General features: G+C 32.5%; 15 protein-coding genes. 2 read left to right on the forward strand and 13 right to left on the reverse strand.

The window, feature by feature from the left end; translation table 11 throughout:
* Positions 1 to 167 precede the first annotated feature (167 nt).
* The 3 genes from HNP35_RS14415 to HNP35_RS14425 all read right to left on the reverse strand — a co-directional run bounded on the left by HNP35_RS14415 (position 168) and on the right by HNP35_RS14425 (position 5,519).
* A complete protein-coding gene (locus tag HNP35_RS14415) occupies positions 168 to 1,814 on the reverse strand; it encodes a DUF6377 domain-containing protein (protein WP_184163343.1) in 1,647 nt (548 codons plus the stop codon).
* Positions 1,815 to 2,029: 215 nt separating this feature from the next.
* On the reverse strand, positions 2,030 to 4,288 hold the full coding sequence (locus HNP35_RS14420; RefSeq protein ID WP_184163346.1) for an acyl-CoA dehydrogenase: 2,259 nt from the start codon (positions 4,286 to 4,288) through the stop codon (positions 2,030 to 2,032).
* A 316-nt stretch (positions 4,289 to 4,604) separates the two neighbouring features.
* Complete coding sequence (locus HNP35_RS14425; RefSeq protein WP_184163349.1) at positions 4,605 to 5,519, reverse strand: EamA family transporter; 915 nt, start codon at positions 5,517 to 5,519, stop codon at positions 4,605 to 4,607.
* Between the two features lie 110 nt (positions 5,520 to 5,629).
* Here HNP35_RS14425 and HNP35_RS14430 point away from each other — a divergent pair, with 110 nt between their 5' ends.
* Complete coding sequence (locus HNP35_RS14430) at positions 5,630 to 7,051, forward strand: PLP-dependent aminotransferase family protein (protein WP_184163352.1); 1,422 nt, start codon at positions 5,630 to 5,632, stop codon at positions 7,049 to 7,051.
* A gap of 195 nt (positions 7,052 to 7,246) precedes the next feature.
* Here the strand turns inward: HNP35_RS14430 and HNP35_RS14435 are convergent, their stop codons facing one another.
* The 6 genes from HNP35_RS14435 to aspA all read right to left on the reverse strand — a co-directional run bounded on the left by HNP35_RS14435 (position 7,247) and on the right by aspA (position 14,174).
* Positions 7,247 to 8,194, reverse strand: a complete 948-nt coding sequence (locus HNP35_RS14435; RefSeq protein WP_184163355.1) for a bestrophin family ion channel — start codon at positions 8,192 to 8,194, stop codon at positions 7,247 to 7,249.
* A gap of 108 nt (positions 8,195 to 8,302) precedes the next feature.
* Positions 8,303 to 9,025 carry a hypothetical protein gene (locus HNP35_RS14440; protein WP_184163357.1) on the reverse strand — a complete coding sequence of 241 codons (723 nt, stop codon included), beginning with the start codon at positions 9,023 to 9,025 and terminating at the stop codon, positions 8,303 to 8,305.
* A gap of 83 nt (positions 9,026 to 9,108) precedes the next feature.
* A complete protein-coding gene (locus tag HNP35_RS14445) occupies positions 9,109 to 10,491 on the reverse strand; it encodes a HAMP domain-containing sensor histidine kinase (RefSeq protein ID WP_184163361.1) in 1,383 nt (460 codons plus the stop codon).
* 1 nt (position 10,492) lies between these two features.
* Complete coding sequence (locus HNP35_RS14450) at positions 10,493 to 11,167, reverse strand: response regulator transcription factor (protein ID WP_184163364.1); 675 nt, start codon at positions 11,165 to 11,167, stop codon at positions 10,493 to 10,495.
* Positions 11,168 to 11,343: 176 nt separating this feature from the next.
* Positions 11,344 to 12,615 carry a BamA/TamA family outer membrane protein gene (locus HNP35_RS14455; RefSeq protein ID WP_184163367.1) on the reverse strand — a complete coding sequence of 424 codons (1,272 nt, stop codon included), beginning with the start codon at positions 12,613 to 12,615 and terminating at the stop codon, positions 11,344 to 11,346.
* Positions 12,616 to 12,764: 149 nt separating this feature from the next.
* Positions 12,765 to 14,174: an aspartate ammonia-lyase gene (aspA, locus tag HNP35_RS14460; protein WP_184163370.1), complete on the reverse strand. Its 1,410-nt coding sequence runs from the start codon at positions 14,172 to 14,174 to the stop codon at positions 12,765 to 12,767.
* Between the two features lie 157 nt (positions 14,175 to 14,331).
* On the opposite strand from aspA, the gene HNP35_RS14465 reads away from it, so the two are divergent.
* Positions 14,332 to 14,910 (forward strand): pentapeptide repeat-containing protein, encoded by a 579-nt coding sequence (locus HNP35_RS14465; RefSeq protein WP_184163373.1) that lies wholly within the window; start codon positions 14,332 to 14,334, stop codon positions 14,908 to 14,910.
* Positions 14,911 to 15,059: 149 nt separating this feature from the next.
* Here HNP35_RS14465 and HNP35_RS14470 read toward each other — a convergent pair whose 3' ends face one another.
* The 4 genes from HNP35_RS14470 to glyA form a co-directional block, all read right to left on the reverse strand.
* The gene (locus tag HNP35_RS14470; RefSeq protein WP_184163376.1) at positions 15,060 to 15,563 is read right to left on the reverse strand and encodes a GNAT family N-acetyltransferase; all 504 of its coding nucleotides are present in this window, start codon (positions 15,561 to 15,563) and stop codon (positions 15,060 to 15,062) included.
* Between the two features lies 1 nt (position 15,564).
* Positions 15,565 to 16,605 carry a GMP reductase gene (locus tag HNP35_RS14475; protein WP_184163380.1) on the reverse strand — a complete coding sequence of 347 codons (1,041 nt, stop codon included), beginning with the start codon at positions 16,603 to 16,605 and terminating at the stop codon, positions 15,565 to 15,567.
* A gap of 221 nt (positions 16,606 to 16,826) precedes the next feature.
* Positions 16,827 to 17,420, reverse strand: coding sequence for a tRNA-(ms[2]io[6]A)-hydroxylase (locus tag HNP35_RS14480; protein ID WP_026729503.1), 594 nt, complete (start codon positions 17,418 to 17,420; stop codon positions 16,827 to 16,829).
* A 135-nt stretch (positions 17,421 to 17,555) separates the two neighbouring features.
* A complete protein-coding gene (gene glyA, locus HNP35_RS14485) occupies positions 17,556 to 18,830 on the reverse strand; it encodes a serine hydroxymethyltransferase (RefSeq protein WP_109192916.1) in 1,275 nt (424 codons plus the stop codon).
* Positions 18,831 to 18,884: the final 54 nt, after the last annotated feature.

Raw genomic sequence — 18,884 nt, forward strand, 5'->3', positions numbered from 1 at the left:
AGTCTTATTATAAAAACTTTTTCTATCATATTGTAAAACTAAAACGTTATCGTACAAGTTACATTTTTAGATAGAAAAAAGTAGTGGTTTAAAAAAATAAAATACTGATTTACAAATATTTAAAATAAAAAAACTGGTAAAAAAAGTAGTAGATTTAAAATAAATATTTATGATTTCAAAGACATTATCCCGATTTTCATAACCATTTCTTCGAAGTCATTTCTTGAAACAGCCGCTTTATTTCGAGCTCTTGTACGGTAATTGTAAATTGTACTCAAAGAGTAACGTAAAAATGCCGCTATCTTAACACTGTCAGTAATTCCTAATCTGATTAGAGCGAAAATTCGAAGCTCTGTATTTAATAATTCATTTTGTTTTAAAACGATTTGTTCTTCCGGAATTAACAATGCATTGAAATCTTTTACGAATGTTGGATACAGATTCAAAAAGATAATATCAAAATTCTTGTACAATTCTTCCAGTTCATTATCAACTAAAGTGGTTGATTTTAGAATCTTATAAATTTCATCAAACTGTTTTGCTGTCGCTTTTTTATTTAAAATAATTCGATAATTCTCTAATTTATTGATGTAAGTCGAACAAAGATTGAAGAAATGCGCAATATATTCTTCTTTAACTAAATTAGATTCAGATAATTGCAGATTACTTTCTTGAAGCTGGCTATTGGTTTCAGTAATATCTTTGTTCAATTCTGCGAGCTTTTGACTGGTTTCGTACAATTCTGTTCGAATTCTCGAAACTTTCTTCATTTGCTTATAGACATAAATAATGGCTACTAACAAGAATAAAGATAAAAGACTGATACAAAGCAGATAAATCTGTAATTCGCTTTTTCGTTCTTTTTCACGTTCTAAATAAACAGTATTGATAATCGAATATACTTCTGACATCAAAAGCGTTCTAAACTGAACGTTGCAATAAAGAGCATCTTCAATAGCAGATTGTGTCAATTTATATGCCATATCAACATCTCCAATTTCGTAAAAAACCAACGCTAATTCTTGCAATGAAGCATTGTCTTTATTAGCATTTTTAATATCTGAAGTGGCAGAAAGTGCATAATATTTCTTTCTTGATTCTAGATCATGTGTCGCCTCAGCAATTTTACCCAATAAATAGGTAATCATGGCGTAGTTTGGACTTTCTTCTTTTGTTTTACTCAATAAAGAAAGCAATTGTTTTTCTGGTCCTTTGTATTTTCTATGAATAAAAATATCTTGCTGAATTCTATTGATTTGATAGTCTAGTGTATTCGGATTTAGAATTCCCAATAACGAATCACGATATTTTCCGATTTGTATTCTGTATTCTCTGTTATCACTATTCGCTGCGTAGTGTTCAAAAAACTCTCTGTATGAAATGTAATAATTTGGAAGTAATGTTGCAGACAGATTCTTTTTATTGATACCTTTTAAAATGGCTTCAGATTCACGGTATTTTCCAGATGACGAATAAAGTGTTACTAATTGTAATTGGGCTAAATTTGAAAGTTCTTTATTTTGAAGTTCTTCTGCAATTTTTAAATTCTTTTTTACGTATTGAATGGCAGAATCTGTATTTAACTTCTGATATTCAAGATATAATGTTTTGTTGAAATTATACTCCTGCTCTTTTGTCAAATTCTCTGATTTTATTTTCTTGAAGTTGAGAATTCGCTCTTCCTTTATCTTTACGTAATGCTGTTTGCTTTTTATCGCTTCATTTAATTCTTTTAAAATAATGTCTGTATTTTCCAATGCAAAAACTGGAAAATTTATCAAAGTAAGAATTAGAAATAAGTAATAATTTTTCAAGACGATTTAATATAAAGGAATTACAAATATAGCAAAGCGAAAATATAAAATATGAATTATTTCGCGATGGTTAAAATGTACTAAAAAAGGGGGCTTTTTAGTTTTATGTTATAAATAATATAATATCAAAAGTTTTAAATCATAAATATATCTATACAAAAAAGCTTTGTCAAAGTTTAAAACTTTGACAAAGCTTTCTTAAAAATATAAAAAAATTAAACCGCAATTGGCGCAGCCAGACAGCTTTCTGGAATATTAAATGCATTTACCAAAGCCACTGCGTCTGGTCGAATATCCCAACAAAGCTGATTTACAATTTTACGGACTGCTTTGGTTTTAACCGCTTCCATATAACCATCTTCTAAATACCAAGCTTTGTTTTTCTCTATTTGCGAAAGTGCATATAATTGATTTAATCTTGTCAAAATTGCTTTAGATTTTTCATCTTCAACTTCTTTTATTGCCGTTTGAAATTGCTCTAAAACAACTCTTTCCAAATAAGCTTGAGCGACATCAATCATTTGATGCTGAACGACATTAAACGCATCATAAGCTTCTAAACCACTATCTACCAATTTTTTAATACGTCTTGCTGCCGAAGCCAAAATCGTTTTTTCTCTGTGAACAAATGCCTGAAGATGAAATTCGCTGTCTAATAAATGTTCATCGTCTGTTCTTCGGGTTGCTATTGGATTTTTCTCCGTAATTGCTGTCTTGGCATTTTCATAAACATAATTGATAATTCCAAGCGAACCCATTTCACCGAAAGATTTTCTGAATTCAGACAAACGGTTTTTAGCCACCAATTGCATTAAAACAGTATTATCTCCTTCAAAAGTGGTATAAATCTCAGTATCATTTTTTAATGCATCTATCCTATTTTCAGACAAATAACCTTTTCCGCCGCAAGCTTCACGGCATTCTTGTAAAATATCTCTTGTGCTCCAAGTTGAATACGATTTCATTCCCGCCGCCAAAGCTTCGATTTCCTGCATTTCACTTTCTGTTCTTTTCAAAAATCTGTTTGTCAAATATTGAAGAGCAAAATGTACTGCATATGTTTTGGCCAAATGAGGCAATAATCGACGCTGATGCATTCTGTAATTTAAAATCGGAACTTCAGAACCGCCTTCTGGTCCAAATTGTCTTCTTTGATCGCTGTAGCGAATGGCAATCGTCAATCCAGATTTTGCCGCCGCTAAAGCCGAGCGTGGAATCCCGATTCTTCCTCCTACCAAAGTTCCTAACATGGTAAAAAATCTTCTATTATCACTCGGAATCGGACTTTCGAATTCGCCTTTATCATTTACAGAAGCAAAACGATCCAGCATCTCATCTTTCGGAATTACAACATTATCGAAGCTGATTGTTCCGTTATCTACTCCGTTTAACCCCATTTTATGACCACAATCTCCAATTGTTACGCCTTCTACGACATTTCCGTTCGTGTCGCGTAATGGAACCACAAAAGCATTCACACCATAATCGTGTCCATCAATAATCAGTTTTGCAAATACAGTTGCCATTTGTCCGTGAACTGCAGCGTTACCGATATATTCTTTCTGAGCGTTTTTATTTGGTGTATGAATCGTAAAAGTTTGATCGTTATGATTGTACGTTGCCGTAGTTTCTAAACCTTTTACATTAGATCCGTGATGTGTTTCGGTCATGGCAAAACAGCCTGGAAGTTTTAATGAACCAATATCTTTTAAATATTTCGCGTAATGTTTTTCAGTTCCTAAAGACTGAACGCTCATTCCCCAAAGTCCAAATTGAACGCCAAATTTAATTACCAAACTTAAATCGTGATAACTTAAAGTTTCCATTATGGCAAAATAATCTTCCACATTTCCTCCTCCTCCGTACTCTTTTGGATACGCCATACTTCCTAAATTTTCGTCGGCTAGAATTTTACACCATTTATAAACGGTTTGTCTGAAAACATTAATATCTGTAGAAGTTTCATAAGCAAATTCAGGTCGAGAAATAACTGATTTTACTTTTGCGATTATTGCAGCTTCTTTTCCATCTAAAATTTGAGTGATTTTTTGAATTTCAAAACTGGCATTAGTATGAGAATCTGCTGTAAAAGAACCAGCTTTAGTTTTGAAATTTTGCAAAGCTTCTTCACCTAAAATTCCTAAATCATTTTCTAGTTTTATAAAATCTGATTCTATTGGCGATAAATCCAAATCGTTTCCGGAAAGTGCTTTGGCTATATCAAAAATCGATTTGATAGAAGAAGTATCCTGAATGCTTTTTTCAATATCCGATTTCCATTGTGTGAGTTCATTTCGCGAAGGCGGATTTGAAATATCAACTTTAGATAATAAATATCCTTTTTCTTCTTCTGATAAAACATTTAGTGAATTTATAAACTCCTTTAAAGTTGTAAATTCTTTTTGTGTCAGTAAATCATCTGACCACACTAAATAAAATAATGGAGTAAAGGCTTGAAGTTTTGCAGCTTTCATATTAATATATTAAGATTCGGTTTGTATTAGTTTTTTTTAGCTACAGATTTAAAAGTTTTAATGATTTTTCACGCAGATTTTACAGATTTCTGCAGATTTATTTTTGATTTTAAATTATAAAATCTGCGAGTATCAGCTTAAATCTTTAAAATCTGCGTGAAAAATCTTTTTTAATACTTTTATCGGTGCTATTATTTTTATTACACTTTATAGCATAAAAAAACAGGAATGAAATATACTCATTCCTGCTTAAACATCCTGTTAAGATTCTGACAATTTTCGATTTTAAACCAATAAAAAATATGAAAACTAAGAATTAAGAACCTTTGGATATTGAGGTTAATTTTTGCTTTATAGCAAAAATATGATGCGAATTAAAAACTAACACTGCGGTAAAAATTATACCATATGCCGTAATCTGTAAAGGCGATATATTTTCTTTGAAAACAAAAGCCGCCAATCCAAATGCAATCATCGGATTTATGTTCAACAACATTCCAACTGTTGAAGAATTGATTCCAGAAAGTGCATATAAATTTAAAAACAACGGAATTATCGTAAACATAATTGCAATGGTCTCAATACAAAGATAAAACTTGAATTCCGTTGGTACCGGTCCCCCAAAAACCGGATAAAAAGGTAATAAAACTAAGGCAGCCAAAGTAATATGAAAAGTCAATACAATAAATTTATCAAAACCTTTATTGGCACGTTGACTTACTAAATAAGCAGCATAAGTTAATCCGATTATAATACTAAAAACCATGTCCATAATAGCGGTGTAAGACAGTAACATACAGCCAGAAATGCTTAGTCCGACAGAAATCCATTGCATTTTAGAAAGTTTTTCTCGTAATATAAAATAAGCCAATAAGGTTGTTAAAATAGGACAAACTAAATAAGCCAGAGAAGTTGCTTTAACGCTTACATGGTTCATTACATAAATATATGTAAACCAGTTTCCCATCAAAAAAGCGCTTCCGCCAATATTCAAGAGAACAGATTTTCTTTTTTCGTTTTTTGGTAAAGCTTTAAAAATCTCTATTGTCTCTTTTATTTGTTTTCTTTTAAATAAAACCGCAATTAAAAACATCAAAATACCACAGCTGAAAACGCGGAAAAATAAAATATCCAATGACGGATAATCATGAATTGGTCTCAAAACCAAACTGAAAAGTCCCCATGTTGTAAAGGCAATAATTGCGGCTATGTAATATTTTGTTGTTTTCACAAAAACGCTGTTTTGAATTGTTTTATTTTGATGAAGCAAATTTCTAAAAAATAAAACAGCAATACAGATACAGTTTTTGTAAATTGCAGCATAACAGTTTTTATTTTCTTATGAAAAATTCTAATTATTTATATCTCCAATTTGCTGACAGAATTGAGAAACAAATCAAATCGGGCGTTTTGAATGTCGGTGACAAATTGCCATCTATACGCGAAGTATGCGCCGAAACGGGTTACAGCATGAGCACGGTAAGCAAGGCTTATTATGAAGTTGAAAGCCGTTCTCTAATTGAAGCGCGTCCGCAATCTGGTTATTATGTAAGTAATATTTCTGCACGAATAATTCCAGAACCTTCGGCAAGTACACCAATTTTGACTATAGAAAATATTGAACGTGAGGATTTAGTAGATTTGGTTTATGGCGATATGCGTAAAAAAGATATTACGATGCTTTCGCTTGGTTTTCCGTCCAATGAATTATTGCCGATTGCGAAATTGAACAAAGGAATGGTTCAAGCAATGCGTCAATTGCAAAACAGCGGTACCAGTTATGAGGAAATTGAAGGAAATAGTAATTTAAGAAAAGAAATTGCCCGCTGGTCTTTTACTTGGGGCGGTTCTTTAACAGAAGATGATATTATAACGACTCCTGGCTGTATTTCGGCAATTTCAGATTGTTTATTAACGTTGACAAAACCTGGAGATACTATTATTACAGAAAGTCCGGTTTATTTTGGCATTCTGCAATTAGCCAGATCTTTAGGTTTGTATGTTATGGAACTTCCAACAAATATGACAACAGGAATTGAGTTAGAAGCAGTAAAAAAAACACTTTCTTCCAATAAAGTAAAAGCTTGTGTTTTGATGAGCAATTTTAGCAATCCGTCTGGAAGTATGTTGCCAAACGAACATAAAAAAGAAATTGTAAGATTAATGGATTTCTATAACGTTCCGTTAATTGAAGACGATATTCATGGTGATTTGTATTTTGGCACTAGCCGACCAACAAACTGTAAAACTTATGATGAAAGCGGCATTGTTTTGTGCTGTAGTTCTGTTTCTAAAACTTTAGCGCCTGGCTATCGTGTTGGTTGGGTTTCTCCCGGGAAATTCAAAAAAGAAATTCTAAGAACCAAATTGTATCATACCATTTCTAACACGACAATTACGCACGAAGTTGTTGGAGATTTCTTGAAAAATGGTCGTTATGAAAATCATCTAAGAAAAATTCGTCAGATTTTAAATCGAAATTGTACTAATTATATCAATACCGTTTTAGAATCTTTTCCTGCTGGAACAAAGGTAAGCCAGCCACAAGGCGGATTTTTTCTTTGGGTCGAATTAGATAAAAAAATTGACACCGCAACTTTTTATCATTTGGCATTGAAACATAATATTAGTATTGCACCAGGAAGAATTTTCTCGTTTCAAAATCAATTTTCAAATTGTATGCGCTTGAGTTTTGGATTGCCTTGGTCTAATGAATTGAGAATTGCTATTCAGACATTGGGAAGATTGGCGAAACAATTGTAGGTATTCAAAATAATATAGCCCGTGGTTTCAACCACGGGAGTACAATCAATATCAAAATCTTCTATGCGTCCCCGTGGTTGAAACCACGGGCTATGTTTGATTATTTTTGTGAATTTTCAAATAAAAACAAAAAAAGCTGGACAGCGCAACTACTCACTGTCCAGCCAACAATTAAACATAACCAAAATGTTTATTTTATAAGACGAAATAAGCGTCTTTTTCGATTTTCTTAACCTCATCTTTCAATTCAAATTCTTTTAAGATGTCAAATTCGCTTTGATATTCATTCAACATTTGCTTGATATTTCTTTCTATCGTATTGGCAATTGTTGTAACAGGCGTATCTGTCGGTCTGTTTTCAAACGGATCTTGCAAATGAATTGCCATTCTTTCTATCAAAAAGAAAGCAGCTCCAATTGCTGTAATCAATGGAATTGCAAACCAGCTCAAAACACTTGTCAATCCGAAAGGCAACAATAAAATGAATAAACACAATGTCAAACGGATGTACATACTGTAAGTGGTTGGAAAAATGGTGTTTTTAATTCTTTCACATTTTCCCATTTCATCGCATAATCTTGACAACGTATTGTCAATTTCAACTTGCTGATACATATTAATTCTCTTGTCATTTTTCGCATTCCGCAAATCTCTTGCATGCAACAACAAAATGGCATTCGGAACGTTTTGATGATTTTTTATATATTTAATTTCTTCTTCGCTCACCAAACCTTCAAGAGGCGCAATTGCATCTCTATTTCTAAGTGACTGTCCTAAACTATAACACCATGCAATTTGTCTTTTTGCAAAATTTTCTTTGAATTCACTGGCTTCAACAGAAAAATCTGGATCTTCATAAAACGTCAGAACCTGACGAATTAATGTTCGGGAATCGTTTACAACAGCTCCCCAAACAATTCTTGCTTCCCACCATCTGTCATAGGCCTGATTTGATTTAAAAGCTAATAATAAAGATATTATGGTTCCAATCATGGTTGGAATGGCAATCGGGATATCTACAGGAAGATTGATGAAATAATGGTGAAATATTTCAAATAGCACGGTATAAGCCAATACTAATGCAATTTCTACTTTAATTTTCCCGAGAACGTACTTCATTGGTATTCTTTTCTTTAACAACATATTTTCGGTATTAAATTAATATTTTTAAGGGGCTAAGGTTCTGAGATCCTAAGGCTAAAAATTAAAAAACTTAGTATCTTAGAACCTCAGAATCTGAGAACCTTAGATTTAAACCATTTCTTCGTACAATGAAAGAACAGGAAGTCCTAATTTCTCATTGACATTTTCTTTTTTAATCTTTTTAAATTTGATTTTTTCGCCTTTTCGAGTTTCAACTAGCATATCGATATTGTGTTTAGAAATCGCTTCAGATAAAAATGGTGCAACACTTTCGTAGTTATCTTCAAAACTCGTGGTTTGGCTTACAATTTCAAAAGAGAAATTAGCACTCAAAAATTCCTGAACATCTTTTACATGAATATTTCGGCTTGAATTTTCTACATAAAGTGCTTTATGTAACACATCTTTATTGATTTCTGTGCTTAAGTGAAGAATTGGGCATTTTTGATTTCCAGCCAATTGCACTAAATACTGATGGATTTTCTTTGTTTCTTGCTTATAAGAATGAGTTAGAATTACCAACTTTACAGCAAATGCTTCGATAAGACGCTTAAAAATTGGTGCTGAAAGTCCGTATTGATTGTGAACTTTTAGCTTAACATTTGTAGTATGATCAATGATATAACGACAGGTTTCTAGAACCTCTTCTTGACTTTTAGTAAGTCCAGACCTCATTTCTCTTAGAAAACTAGATGATGAAAAGGTATCTGGCGCTTCTGAAGCTAATACTAGAATGATTTCTGATTCCGTATTTTTAGACTGATTCACTGCAGATTTTACAGCCAGAATGGTATCGTCTTTTAAAGTTGTAGGTATAAGAAAATTTTTCATAAGTATAATCTTTTAGTTTACACTTACAAAATAACTCTCAGGAAATTAGACTCTTATTAATCTAAAATTAGAATTTTCTAAATTTAAACATTAGATTTTTTAATGTTTAATTTTTTAAAAATAATCGTTACAATCGTACCTTTATTTTGCTCAGACTGTACTTGTAGCTCTCCTTGATGCATTCTGATAATTTTAGAAGCCAAAGGCAGTCCTAAACCATAGCCAATATATTTTGTGGCAATTTTTCCTCTAAAGAAAGGTTCATACAAATGCGGAATATCTTCTGGCGGAATTCCGATTCCAATATCGTTGATTGTAATTTTAATCATTTCGTCGTTTGCCGAAAGATTTACAAATACTTCATTATTATCAGAATATTTTACTCCGTTTGTAATAATATTATTGATTGCCAATTCTAACAATGGTTTATTACATGGCAATAAAAGTAAATTAGAATCTTCAGGCGCAAAATTAAGTCTAACACTTACTCGGTTATCAGGATAAATTTTATCCAAATCCGATTTTACATCCAATAATAGTTCGTCAATTCTAGCAATATCAGAAACTTGTTTTTGTCCGTCGTAACCAGTTTGAGTCAATTTAAGAAGACTTTCCGTCAAATTACCTAATCTAGAAGCCTGACTGTAGATATTTTCTAATGATTCTACATATTCTGCCACTTCACGCTCTTTAAGCAACATAATTTCTGCCTCAGCAATAATAGTTGTAATTGGCGTTTTTAGTTCGTGTGAAGCATTATTAATAAAATTGGCTTGTATTTCGAAAGAAGTTTCCAATCGATCCAGCATATTATTAAAAGTATTGGTCAAATCTGAAATTTCATCCGAATTTTTAACCTCAGGAAGTCGATTATGAAGATTAGAAGCGCTAATTCTTTTTACTTCTTTGGTAATTCTTGCGACAGGGTTTATGACACGTTTTGCCAAGAAACGTCCTAAAAGAAAAGCTAGAATAACAAAACCTATTCCGCCAAAAAGCATAATTTTTACAATATATACAATTGTATCTTTTCCTTTACGATCTCTCGCTCCGACGATTACCATATATTTTTGGTCATTTTCTTGAAAAATCTGACCTAAATAATATTTGTTATCTCTTTCAAAAGCGTCTTTTCCTGTTTTTAATATATTAGTATAAAAAGAATTTGGAAGATTTAAGTTGGTGTTATAATCAAAACTATTCTCACTATTAATTTTTAATACATATTCTTCCTCTTCAATTAATTCTTCAAGTCCGTTCTTTTTAAGGTTTTTATAATACTTAATTTTTTCGGGATCTTTTTGAAAATGAATAGAAGAAACGATTTTAGCCCTATCGTCTAGACGTTTAAGAAAATGGTAACGATTGTTTTCTCTAAACAAGAAAAAAACAATGATACACAATAGAGACGTACTAAAGGTAGAAAGAGCAACGTAATTAAAAGTAATTTTTTTCCTAATATCCATTTTATGGCTTTATAACATAGCCCAAACCTTTCATTGTGTGAATTAATTTGGTACCGTAAGGCTTATCTATTTTTCTTCTTAAATAAGTGATGTAAACATCGACAACATTGGTATTCATATCAAAATTGATATCCCAAACATTATCTAAAATCTGATCTCTAGAAACGATTCTGCCTGTATTTTTAGCTAAATAATACAACAGTTTAAATTCTTTTGCAGTCAAAATAATATTTACGCCGCCTCTTTTTACAGATTTTGCTCGTCCATTTATTTCTAAATCAGCTATAAGAATGGTGTCTATTTTTTCTGTTTCTTGATGTGATCTTCTATACAAAGCATTTACTCTGGCATCTAATTCTCCAAATTTAAATGGCTTAACCAAATAATCGTCTGCTCCTGCATTTAGCCCAGTAACAATATTTTCTGAAGTTCCTAATGCTGTTAAAAGTAAAATTGGCACAAAATTTTTGCTTGAACGAAGTCTTCTGCAAATTTCGATTCCGTTAATATCTGGAAGCATTACATCTAAAACAACCACATCAAAAGTATAGTTATGAATCATCTCCAAGGCAGTTTTACCGTCCATGGCAACACTTACTTCATTATTATTTTCAGCAAATCCTTTTCGTAGAATGGATAGTAAATTTGGCTCGTCTTCGACTATTAATAACTTCATAGTAATTTGTATATACAACAAAAATAAGGATTGAGTTTCAAAAACAGTACTTATTACGGATAGAAATTATGATTTAATTATGAACAATTACACCAAAACACAAAAAAAACAGACTTAATAGCCTGCTTAGTCTTATGCTTTTATGTTTTAGAGCTTTAAAGTATTATTTTTTTAAATTAAAAAACCTCGCCCGCATTTAAGTAAAATCCTTTAGAATTATTTCCCCAAGAATAATCGGCAACAAGATTGGTTCTTGTTTTCTTATCAATTAATACTCTAAACCCAACTCCCGCCGCTGGTTGAATAGAATGAAAAAGTCCTATGTTATTGTCGGCATTACTTGCGGTTACGAAATTGGTAAAAACCGTTCCGCTAAACATTTGATTACAAGTAATTGGAAATCGAAATTCAGTTGAAAGATAAACCAATCCGTTTCCTCTAAATAAACCTTGAGTATAACCTTCTCCACCTCTACTTCGTTGGTCCCAACCAATAGCAGGAAGATTTAAATAAGGAACATCACCTCTAGTTATAAATTGTCCGTATGCCCAAATACCCAAAATATACCTATCATTTTTATGCGAAAGCGGAACAAAATGTCTGTACTCGGCATATAAAACATTACTATACTTTTGATTGTGAAACAATACCGGATTAAAGCGATAATTAAGATTTGCAAACCAGCCTCGTGAAGAATTGACTTGATTATCTCGAGAATCGTAAACCATATTAAAACTTACTCCAGTCAAAAAATATTCTAAATTATCAAAACCATGCAACTGACTGTAATTATAATGATAGGTCAAATTTCCATTTTCTATGTCCAATTCTTTATCTTTTATATTAGTGTACCAGTCAATATTTACACCGCCTCCGACATAAAAATTCTTTCTAATCTCAAACGAAGCTGTTTGATGAAACTTAAAATAATTATAATCCATAGATTGAGCAATAGAATCAATACTAAATCCGTCTGGACGATCTCTTCTTGGCGGGATAATATCTGTTCCAAGTCCGTAATTAGGTTGAGAAAAAATATAATATCTATAATCACCGCTTAGAAATATTTTATTGTTTTTCAACAAAATGTTATTCTTAACATTGATCATCCATTGCTTTTTTACAGTATAAAGAATTCCAAGATTGGCCACAGAATACTTATCATTTTCTTGTTTTCCTTTGAAAGTATATTGTGCAACTCCACCGAAAAAAAATCCTGTAGCAGGCTGAGAACCAATTGCTGGAATTACAAGAAAAAAGTCATTTTTTGTGGGTTTAACAACGTAAAGAGAATCTTTTTTCTTAAAAAGCTCTAGAATAGTTTTAGGAGAACATTCTTTTTGACTTTGAGATTCAATTTCGTTTTGAGCATTTAGAAATAGCGGAATTATAAAAAGCAAAATTGCTGTTTTAACATACTTAAAATTTCTATTTCTAAAAAATTCCACTCTCTAAAGTTTTTAATTTCTATAAAAATGAAGGTATAACGCTCTTGTAAATATAATTCATTTTCAACACTTTAAACCATAATATTTAAGAAGCATTAAAAAAGCCGTCAATTTCTTGACGGCTTGTTATCATATATTTTATAACAAAATTACTTCGTAATAAATTTTGGGTGGATTAGATTTTCTAAAGAATAAATTTCATCCCATTTTTCCTGAGTAATTAATTTTCTTTCTAAAACAGCAATTTGATGTACGCTCTTACCAGTTTTCAAAGCCTCACCTGCAATACTTGCACTTTCTTCATAACCAATAATTGGGTTTAACTGCGTTACAATTCCGATGCTGTTCATGACCATATTGTAGCAGTGATCAACGTTTGCTGTAATTCCAACAATACATTTATCAATTAAAGTCTGAATTGCATTTGAAAGATAATCTAACGACGTAAACATGGCAAAAGCAATAACAGGTTCCATAACATTCAATTGCAATTGACCAGCTTCTGCTGCCATTGTAACGGTTAAATCCTGACCAATTACATAAAAACAAGTCTGATTTACAACTTCAGGAATTACCGGATTTACTTTTCCTGGCATAATTGAAGAACCTGGTTGGCGAGCTGGTAGATTGATTTCATTAAAACCTGTTCTTGGACCAGAACTTAATAATCTTAAATCGTTACAGATTTTAGAAATCTTAACTGCCGAACGTTTCAACGTTCCCATAATCTGAACATAAGCTCCTGTATCAACAGTTGCTTCAATTAAATCTGGCGAAAGTGTTAATGGAATTCCGACTTCTTCGGCTAAATATTTTACGCAAATTTCTGGATAACCTTCTGGTGCATTTACTTTCGTTCCGATTGCCGTTGCGCCCATATTGATTTCTAACAATAATTCCTGAGCATTTTTTAAACGGACGATATCTTCACCAATAGTAGTTGCGTAAGCTTTAAATTCTTGTCCTAAAGTCATCGGAACAGCATCTTGCAATTGCGTTCTTCCCATTTTTAAGACATCCTTAAATTCTTCTCCTTTTTTAGCGAAAGCAACTTCAAGACCCGCAAAAGTTTTAATAAAACTTTCCATTTTCAAATACAAAGCAATTCTAAATGCTGATGGATAAGCATCGTTTGTTGACTGCGAACAGTTTACGTGATTATTTGGATGCAAAAATTTGTATTCTCCTTTTTTATGACCTAGATATTCTAAGCCGATATTTGCGATAACCTCGTTAGCATTCATGTTTACAGAAGTTCCCGCTCCACCCTGAATTAAATCGCTCACAAATTCTTGGTCAAATTTACCGGCAATCACCTGATCACTTCCGTAACAAATCGCTTCGGCAATTTTAGAATCAATGGCACCGCAATCTTTGTTTGCCATTGCAGCAGCTTTTTTTACATATCCTAAAGCTTTGATAAACAATGGTTCTTTTGAAATTGGAATTCCCGTAATATTGAAATTTTCTACAGCTCTAAAAGTCTGGATTCCGTAATATAAATGATTAGGAATTTCTAATTCTCCTAAAAAATCATGTTCCTTTCTTGTTGATTCCATATAATAAAAATTGATATGTTTTAGCTTAAAAATAAGCGTAAAGCTACATCAAATTATGGATTAAAACTGTGAATGAAATCAAAATGATTTATGATTTCTTCAAATTATTCTATAGTAAATTAGTACCTTTTCGCTCTCAAATAATTACAGAAAAGAGTTGAAAAAAGAAAGCGAATATTTTCTTGACAAAGAATACAATACAATTATTTACGCCAAAGATGATCTTAATTTTAAGGACTTTGAAGGTTGCGTATTTAACAATTGTAATTTTTCTGCCTGCACTTTTCTAGCCGTTACTTTTATTGACTGTGTTTTTAATGATTGCATTTTTAGCGAAGCGAAAATCAATTACGTTGCTTTGAGAACAGTAACTTTTAATCGATGCGAAATTAAAGAAGTGAATTTTGCGATGTGCGACAAACTAATTTTTGAAGTTCATTTTAATGATTGTATTCTTGACTTTTCGAAGTTTTATACTTTAAAATTAAAAGGAACTCCGTTTACCAATTGCAGTTTAATTGCCGTAGATTTTATGGCAGCAGATTTAACTAGCGTTATTTTCGACAATTGCGATTTATACCGTTCAGAATTCAACAAAGCCATCGCCAACAAAGCCGATTTTAAAACGAGTTATAATTATACAATCGATCCTTCTAAAACTAAATTAAAGAAAGCTGTTTTTTCTTTGAATGAAGTGAAAGGGTTATTGTTTGCGCATGATGTGATTGTGAGTTAATCAAAAGCTTTAATTACCCTACTCTCAAAGTTTGTCATTTCGACGAAGGAGAAATCTCCACAAGTAGCTCCGTACCGAAAAGTTACCAATCTTTGTAGAGTTTCTTACGGAGATTTCTCCTTCGTCGAAATGACAAAAATGCTGAAAATTTATTTTGAGATTTCTTTTCCCATAACATAATCCTCCATCAAATACCCGTTTCCAATTTCTATATCAACCGTTTCTTTAATTTCAAAACCTAGTTTTTTATAGAAATTCAGAGCGCTGTTAAAACGGTTTACGTTTAATAAAAGTTGATTTGAATTATTTTCTAAAGCCAGTTTTTCAATTGAATTAAAAACAATTTTACCATATCCTTTTCCTTGAGTTTCTGGTAAAAGATAGATTTTATGAATTTTGGTAATGGCTTCGTTTTTATAATGATGCTCAATTCCGATAAAACCAATTACTGATTCTAAATCCGAAACTAAATAAAACAATTGTTCTTTATTCTGAATTTGTTTTGAAAGCGCTTCATCAGAATAAATAAGATCTAACATATATTCTAATTGTTCAGTAGTCAAAATTTCGCCATAAGTAATTGGCCAAGTTATATGTGCAATCTCTTGAATTTTAGCAATATCTTCAAGAAATGCTTCGGTAATTTTAATCATATTATTTTGTAAAAACTTGATTTTCTTGTTCGCTTACGCGGATGAAAGTCGTTCGTTTTGTTAATTCTTTTAATCTTGAAGCTCCAACATATGTACAAGTGCTTCTAATTCCGCCTAATATATCTAAAACAGTATGAATCACGTCTCCTTTAAATGGAACTTGAACTGTTTTTCCTTCACTTGCTCTATATTCTGCAACACCACCAGAATGTTTATCCATTGCTGTTTTAGAACTCATTCCGTAAAATTGTTTGAATTTTTCGCCTTTTACTTCGATCAGTTCACCACCGCTTTCAGTGTGACCTGCAAGCATTCCACCTAACATTACAAAATCGGCTCCTGCTCCAAAAGCTTTGGCAACATCTCCCGGAGTTGTACAGCCACCGTCGCTTATAATATGTCCGCCTAAACCGTGAGCTGCGTCGGCACATTCTATAATTGCGGATAACTGTGGATAACCAACACCCGTTTTTACTCGTGTGGTACAAACAGAACCTGGGCCAATTCCAACTTTTACGATATCAGCTCCTGCTAATAAAAGCTCTTCGGTCATTTCTCCCGTAACAACATTTCCAGCAATAATTATTTTATCAGGATACTGTTTTCGGGTTTTCTTTAGAAACTGAACAAAATGTTCAGAATAACCGTTCGCAACGTCAATACAGATGAATTTCAATAAAGGATTTGCAGTTATTATTTTTTCAATTTTATCAAAATCTTCTTTACCAGTCCCTGTACTTACAGCGATATAATCGTAAATGTCTGAAGTTGAATTTTGAAGAAATATATTCCACTCTTCTAAAGTGTAATGTTTATGAATGGCTGTGAAAAGCTTTTCTTTAGCTAAGACTTTTGCCATTTCAAAAGTTCCAACCGTATCCATATTGGCACCCATAATTGGAATTCCTGTCCAATTTGAAGTGCTATGCAAAAATTTAAAATTTTGTTCTAAGGAAACTTCAGATCTGCTTTTGAGCGTTGATCTTTTTGGTCTAAACATTACATCTTTAAACCCTAACTTTAGGTCCATTTCTATTCTCATAATTCGAGATTTTGGTTACTCTCAAATGTAAGGAATTTTAGATTTTAGATTGAAGATATTAGATTAACAAAAAATCAAACTTTTGAACAATTTCTACTGATTTACTTTCGCGAAAGCGTTGATTATTTTTTTTTATTTGATATACTTTGCGTGGGCTTCGACTTCGCTTAGCCTGACAAACGCATAAACTGAAAACTGAGACTGTGACCGAGCACTAAAAACTACCCGTGAATCGTTTCTCCTTTTCCGTAATTAGTAATAATTGATTCTTCAAAAGCTAGCCATTCTCTCCAGCGTTTTTCAACGTCAATTCCAACTCCATATTTACGTGCGTAGGTAATAAAAGTGGTATAATGTCCAGCTTCGCTTTCCATTAATTCTCTGTAAAAAACTGCCAATTCTTCGTCTTGAATATTTTCAGAAAGTACTTTAAAACGCTCGCAGCTTCTGGCTTCGATCATAGCAGAAAAAAGAAGTCTTTCTACAAGGCCAGAAACACGGCTTCCGTCTCCGCTTCTTTTCATGTATTGATACAATTCATTTACGTAATCATCCTTACGTTCACGCCCTAATTTCAATCCTCTTTTGATGATGATATTATGTACTTGCTCAAAATGATCTACTTCTTCTTTTACCAAAGCCAACAAATCCTGAACCAAATCCTGATGCTCCGGATTGTTTGTGATAATTGTAATAGCATTTGTTGCTGCTTTTTGCTCGCACCAAGCGTGATCTGTTAGAATTTCTTCGATATTTTTCTCAACAATATTTACCCATCTTGGATCTGTTGGCAATTGTAATCTTAATACGCCCATTTTATTTTTTGTTTCAGGTTTGTTTTGTTTTAAGTTTCAAGTTTTCTTTTCTAAACGAAAAAAGTTTAAAGTTTCATAATACGTTTATTTCCGTATTACAAAACTTTAAACTTGAAACCTTAAACTTTAAACTAATTAATACGCAAAAATCGGTCTTTCGCTCATTAATTCGTTTACTTCTTCAGCAACTTCTTCGATAAGATCTTCGTTTGTATGATCTGTAAGAACTTTATCGATTAAAGCTACGATAGTTTCCATATCTTTTTCAACTAAACCACGAGTTGTGATTGCAGCTGTTCCAACACGAATTCCAGAAGTGATAAATGGAGATTTATCATCAAAAGGAACCATGTTTTTGTTTACTGTAATTTCAGCTTTTACTAATGCATTTTCAGCTTCTTTACCAGAAATATTTTTATTTCTTAAGTCAATAAGCATCATGTGGTTGTCAGTTCCGCCAGAGATAATGTTGTAACCTCTTTTTACGAAAGCATCAGCCATAGCATTTGCATTTTTTTGTAATTGCATTGCGTAAGTAAAGAACTCATCTTTAAGAGCTTCACCAAAAGCAACTGCTTTAGCAGCGATAATGTGCATTAAAGGTCCACCTTGATTTCCTGGGAAAACAGCTAAATCTAACAAAGAAGACATCATTCTGATTTCTCCTTTTGGAGTGGTCAATCCTTGTGGATTTGGGAAATCTTTACCCATTAAAATTAAACCTCCACGTGGTCCTCTTAATGTTTTGTGAGTTGTTGTAGAAACAATATGGCAATGTGGAATTGGATCGCTTAATAATCCTTTTGCAATAAGACCTGCTGGGTGAGAAATATCTGCAAATAAGATAGCTCCAACACTGTCAGCAATTTGTCTGAAACGAGCAAAATCCATATCACGAGAATAAGCAGAAGCTCCAGCGATGATTAATTTTGGCTGTTCTTTTGTTGCAATTTCTTGAATTTTATCATAATCTAAGCGACCAGTTTCAGCATCTACACCGTAGAAAACTGGACGATATAAACGACCTGAGAAATTTACAGGAGAACCGTGAGTTAGGTGACCACCATGAGATAAATCGAAACCTAAAATAGTATCACCAGGATTTAAACAAGCGTGGTAAACAGCAGTATTTGCTTGAGAACCTGAGTGTGGCTGTACGTTTGCATATTCAGCACCAAATAATTCTTTAGCTCTGTCAATTGCAATTTGCTCAATAACGTCAACTACTTCGCAACCGCCGTAGTATCTTTTGCCAGGATATCCCTCAGCATATTTATTAGTTAAAACAGACCCAGCTGCTTGCATTACTTCATCGCTTACAAAATTCTCTGAAGCGATAAGCTCTAGTCCGTGAATTTGTCTTTCTTTTTCCTCTTGGATAAGATCAAAAATTTGTTCGTCGCGTTGCATTTCTTTGTTTTTCGTTAATTTCACGCAAAAATACAAAAAAACGTTTGTCAAACT

The organism is Flavobacterium notoginsengisoli (genome assembly GCF_014207905.1).
In the GTDB taxonomy this organism is placed as follows: Bacteria; Bacteroidota; Bacteroidia; order Flavobacteriales; family Flavobacteriaceae; genus Flavobacterium; species Flavobacterium notoginsengisoli_A.

Bases quoted from the DNA above. Each gene is read 5' to 3' on its own strand.
- HNP35_RS14420 (WP_184163346.1), bottom strand. From the start codon at position 4,288: ATGAAAGCTGCAAAACTTCAAGCCTTTACTCCATTATTTTATTTAGTG.
- HNP35_RS14430 (WP_184163352.1), top strand. From the start codon at position 5,630: ATGAAAAATTCTAATTATTTATATCTCCAATTTGCTGACAGAATTGAG.
- HNP35_RS14435 (WP_184163355.1), bottom strand. From the start codon at position 8,194: ATGTTGTTAAAGAAAAGAATACCAATGAAGTACGTTCTCGGGAAAATT.
- HNP35_RS14440 (WP_184163357.1), bottom strand. From the start codon at position 9,025: ATGAAAAATTTTCTTATACCTACAACTTTAAAAGACGATACCATTCTG.
- HNP35_RS14445 (WP_184163361.1), bottom strand. From the start codon at position 10,491: ATGGATATTAGGAAAAAAATTACTTTTAATTACGTTGCTCTTTCTACC.
- HNP35_RS14450 (WP_184163364.1), bottom strand. From the start codon at position 11,167: ATGAAGTTATTAATAGTCGAAGACGAGCCAAATTTACTATCCATTCTA.
- aspA (WP_184163370.1), bottom strand. From the start codon at position 14,174: ATGGAATCAACAAGAAAGGAACATGATTTTTTAGGAGAATTAGAAATT.
- HNP35_RS14470 (WP_184163376.1), bottom strand. From the start codon at position 15,563: ATGATTAAAATTACCGAAGCATTTCTTGAAGATATTGCTAAAATTCAA.
- HNP35_RS14475 (WP_184163380.1), bottom strand. From the start codon at position 16,605: ATGAGAATAGAAATGGACCTAAAGTTAGGGTTTAAAGATGTAATGTTT.
- HNP35_RS14480 (WP_026729503.1), bottom strand. From the start codon at position 17,420: ATGGGCGTATTAAGATTACAATTGCCAACAGATCCAAGATGGGTAAAT.
- glyA (WP_109192916.1), bottom strand. From the start codon at position 18,830: ATGCAACGCGACGAACAAATTTTTGATCTTATCCAAGAGGAAAAAGAA.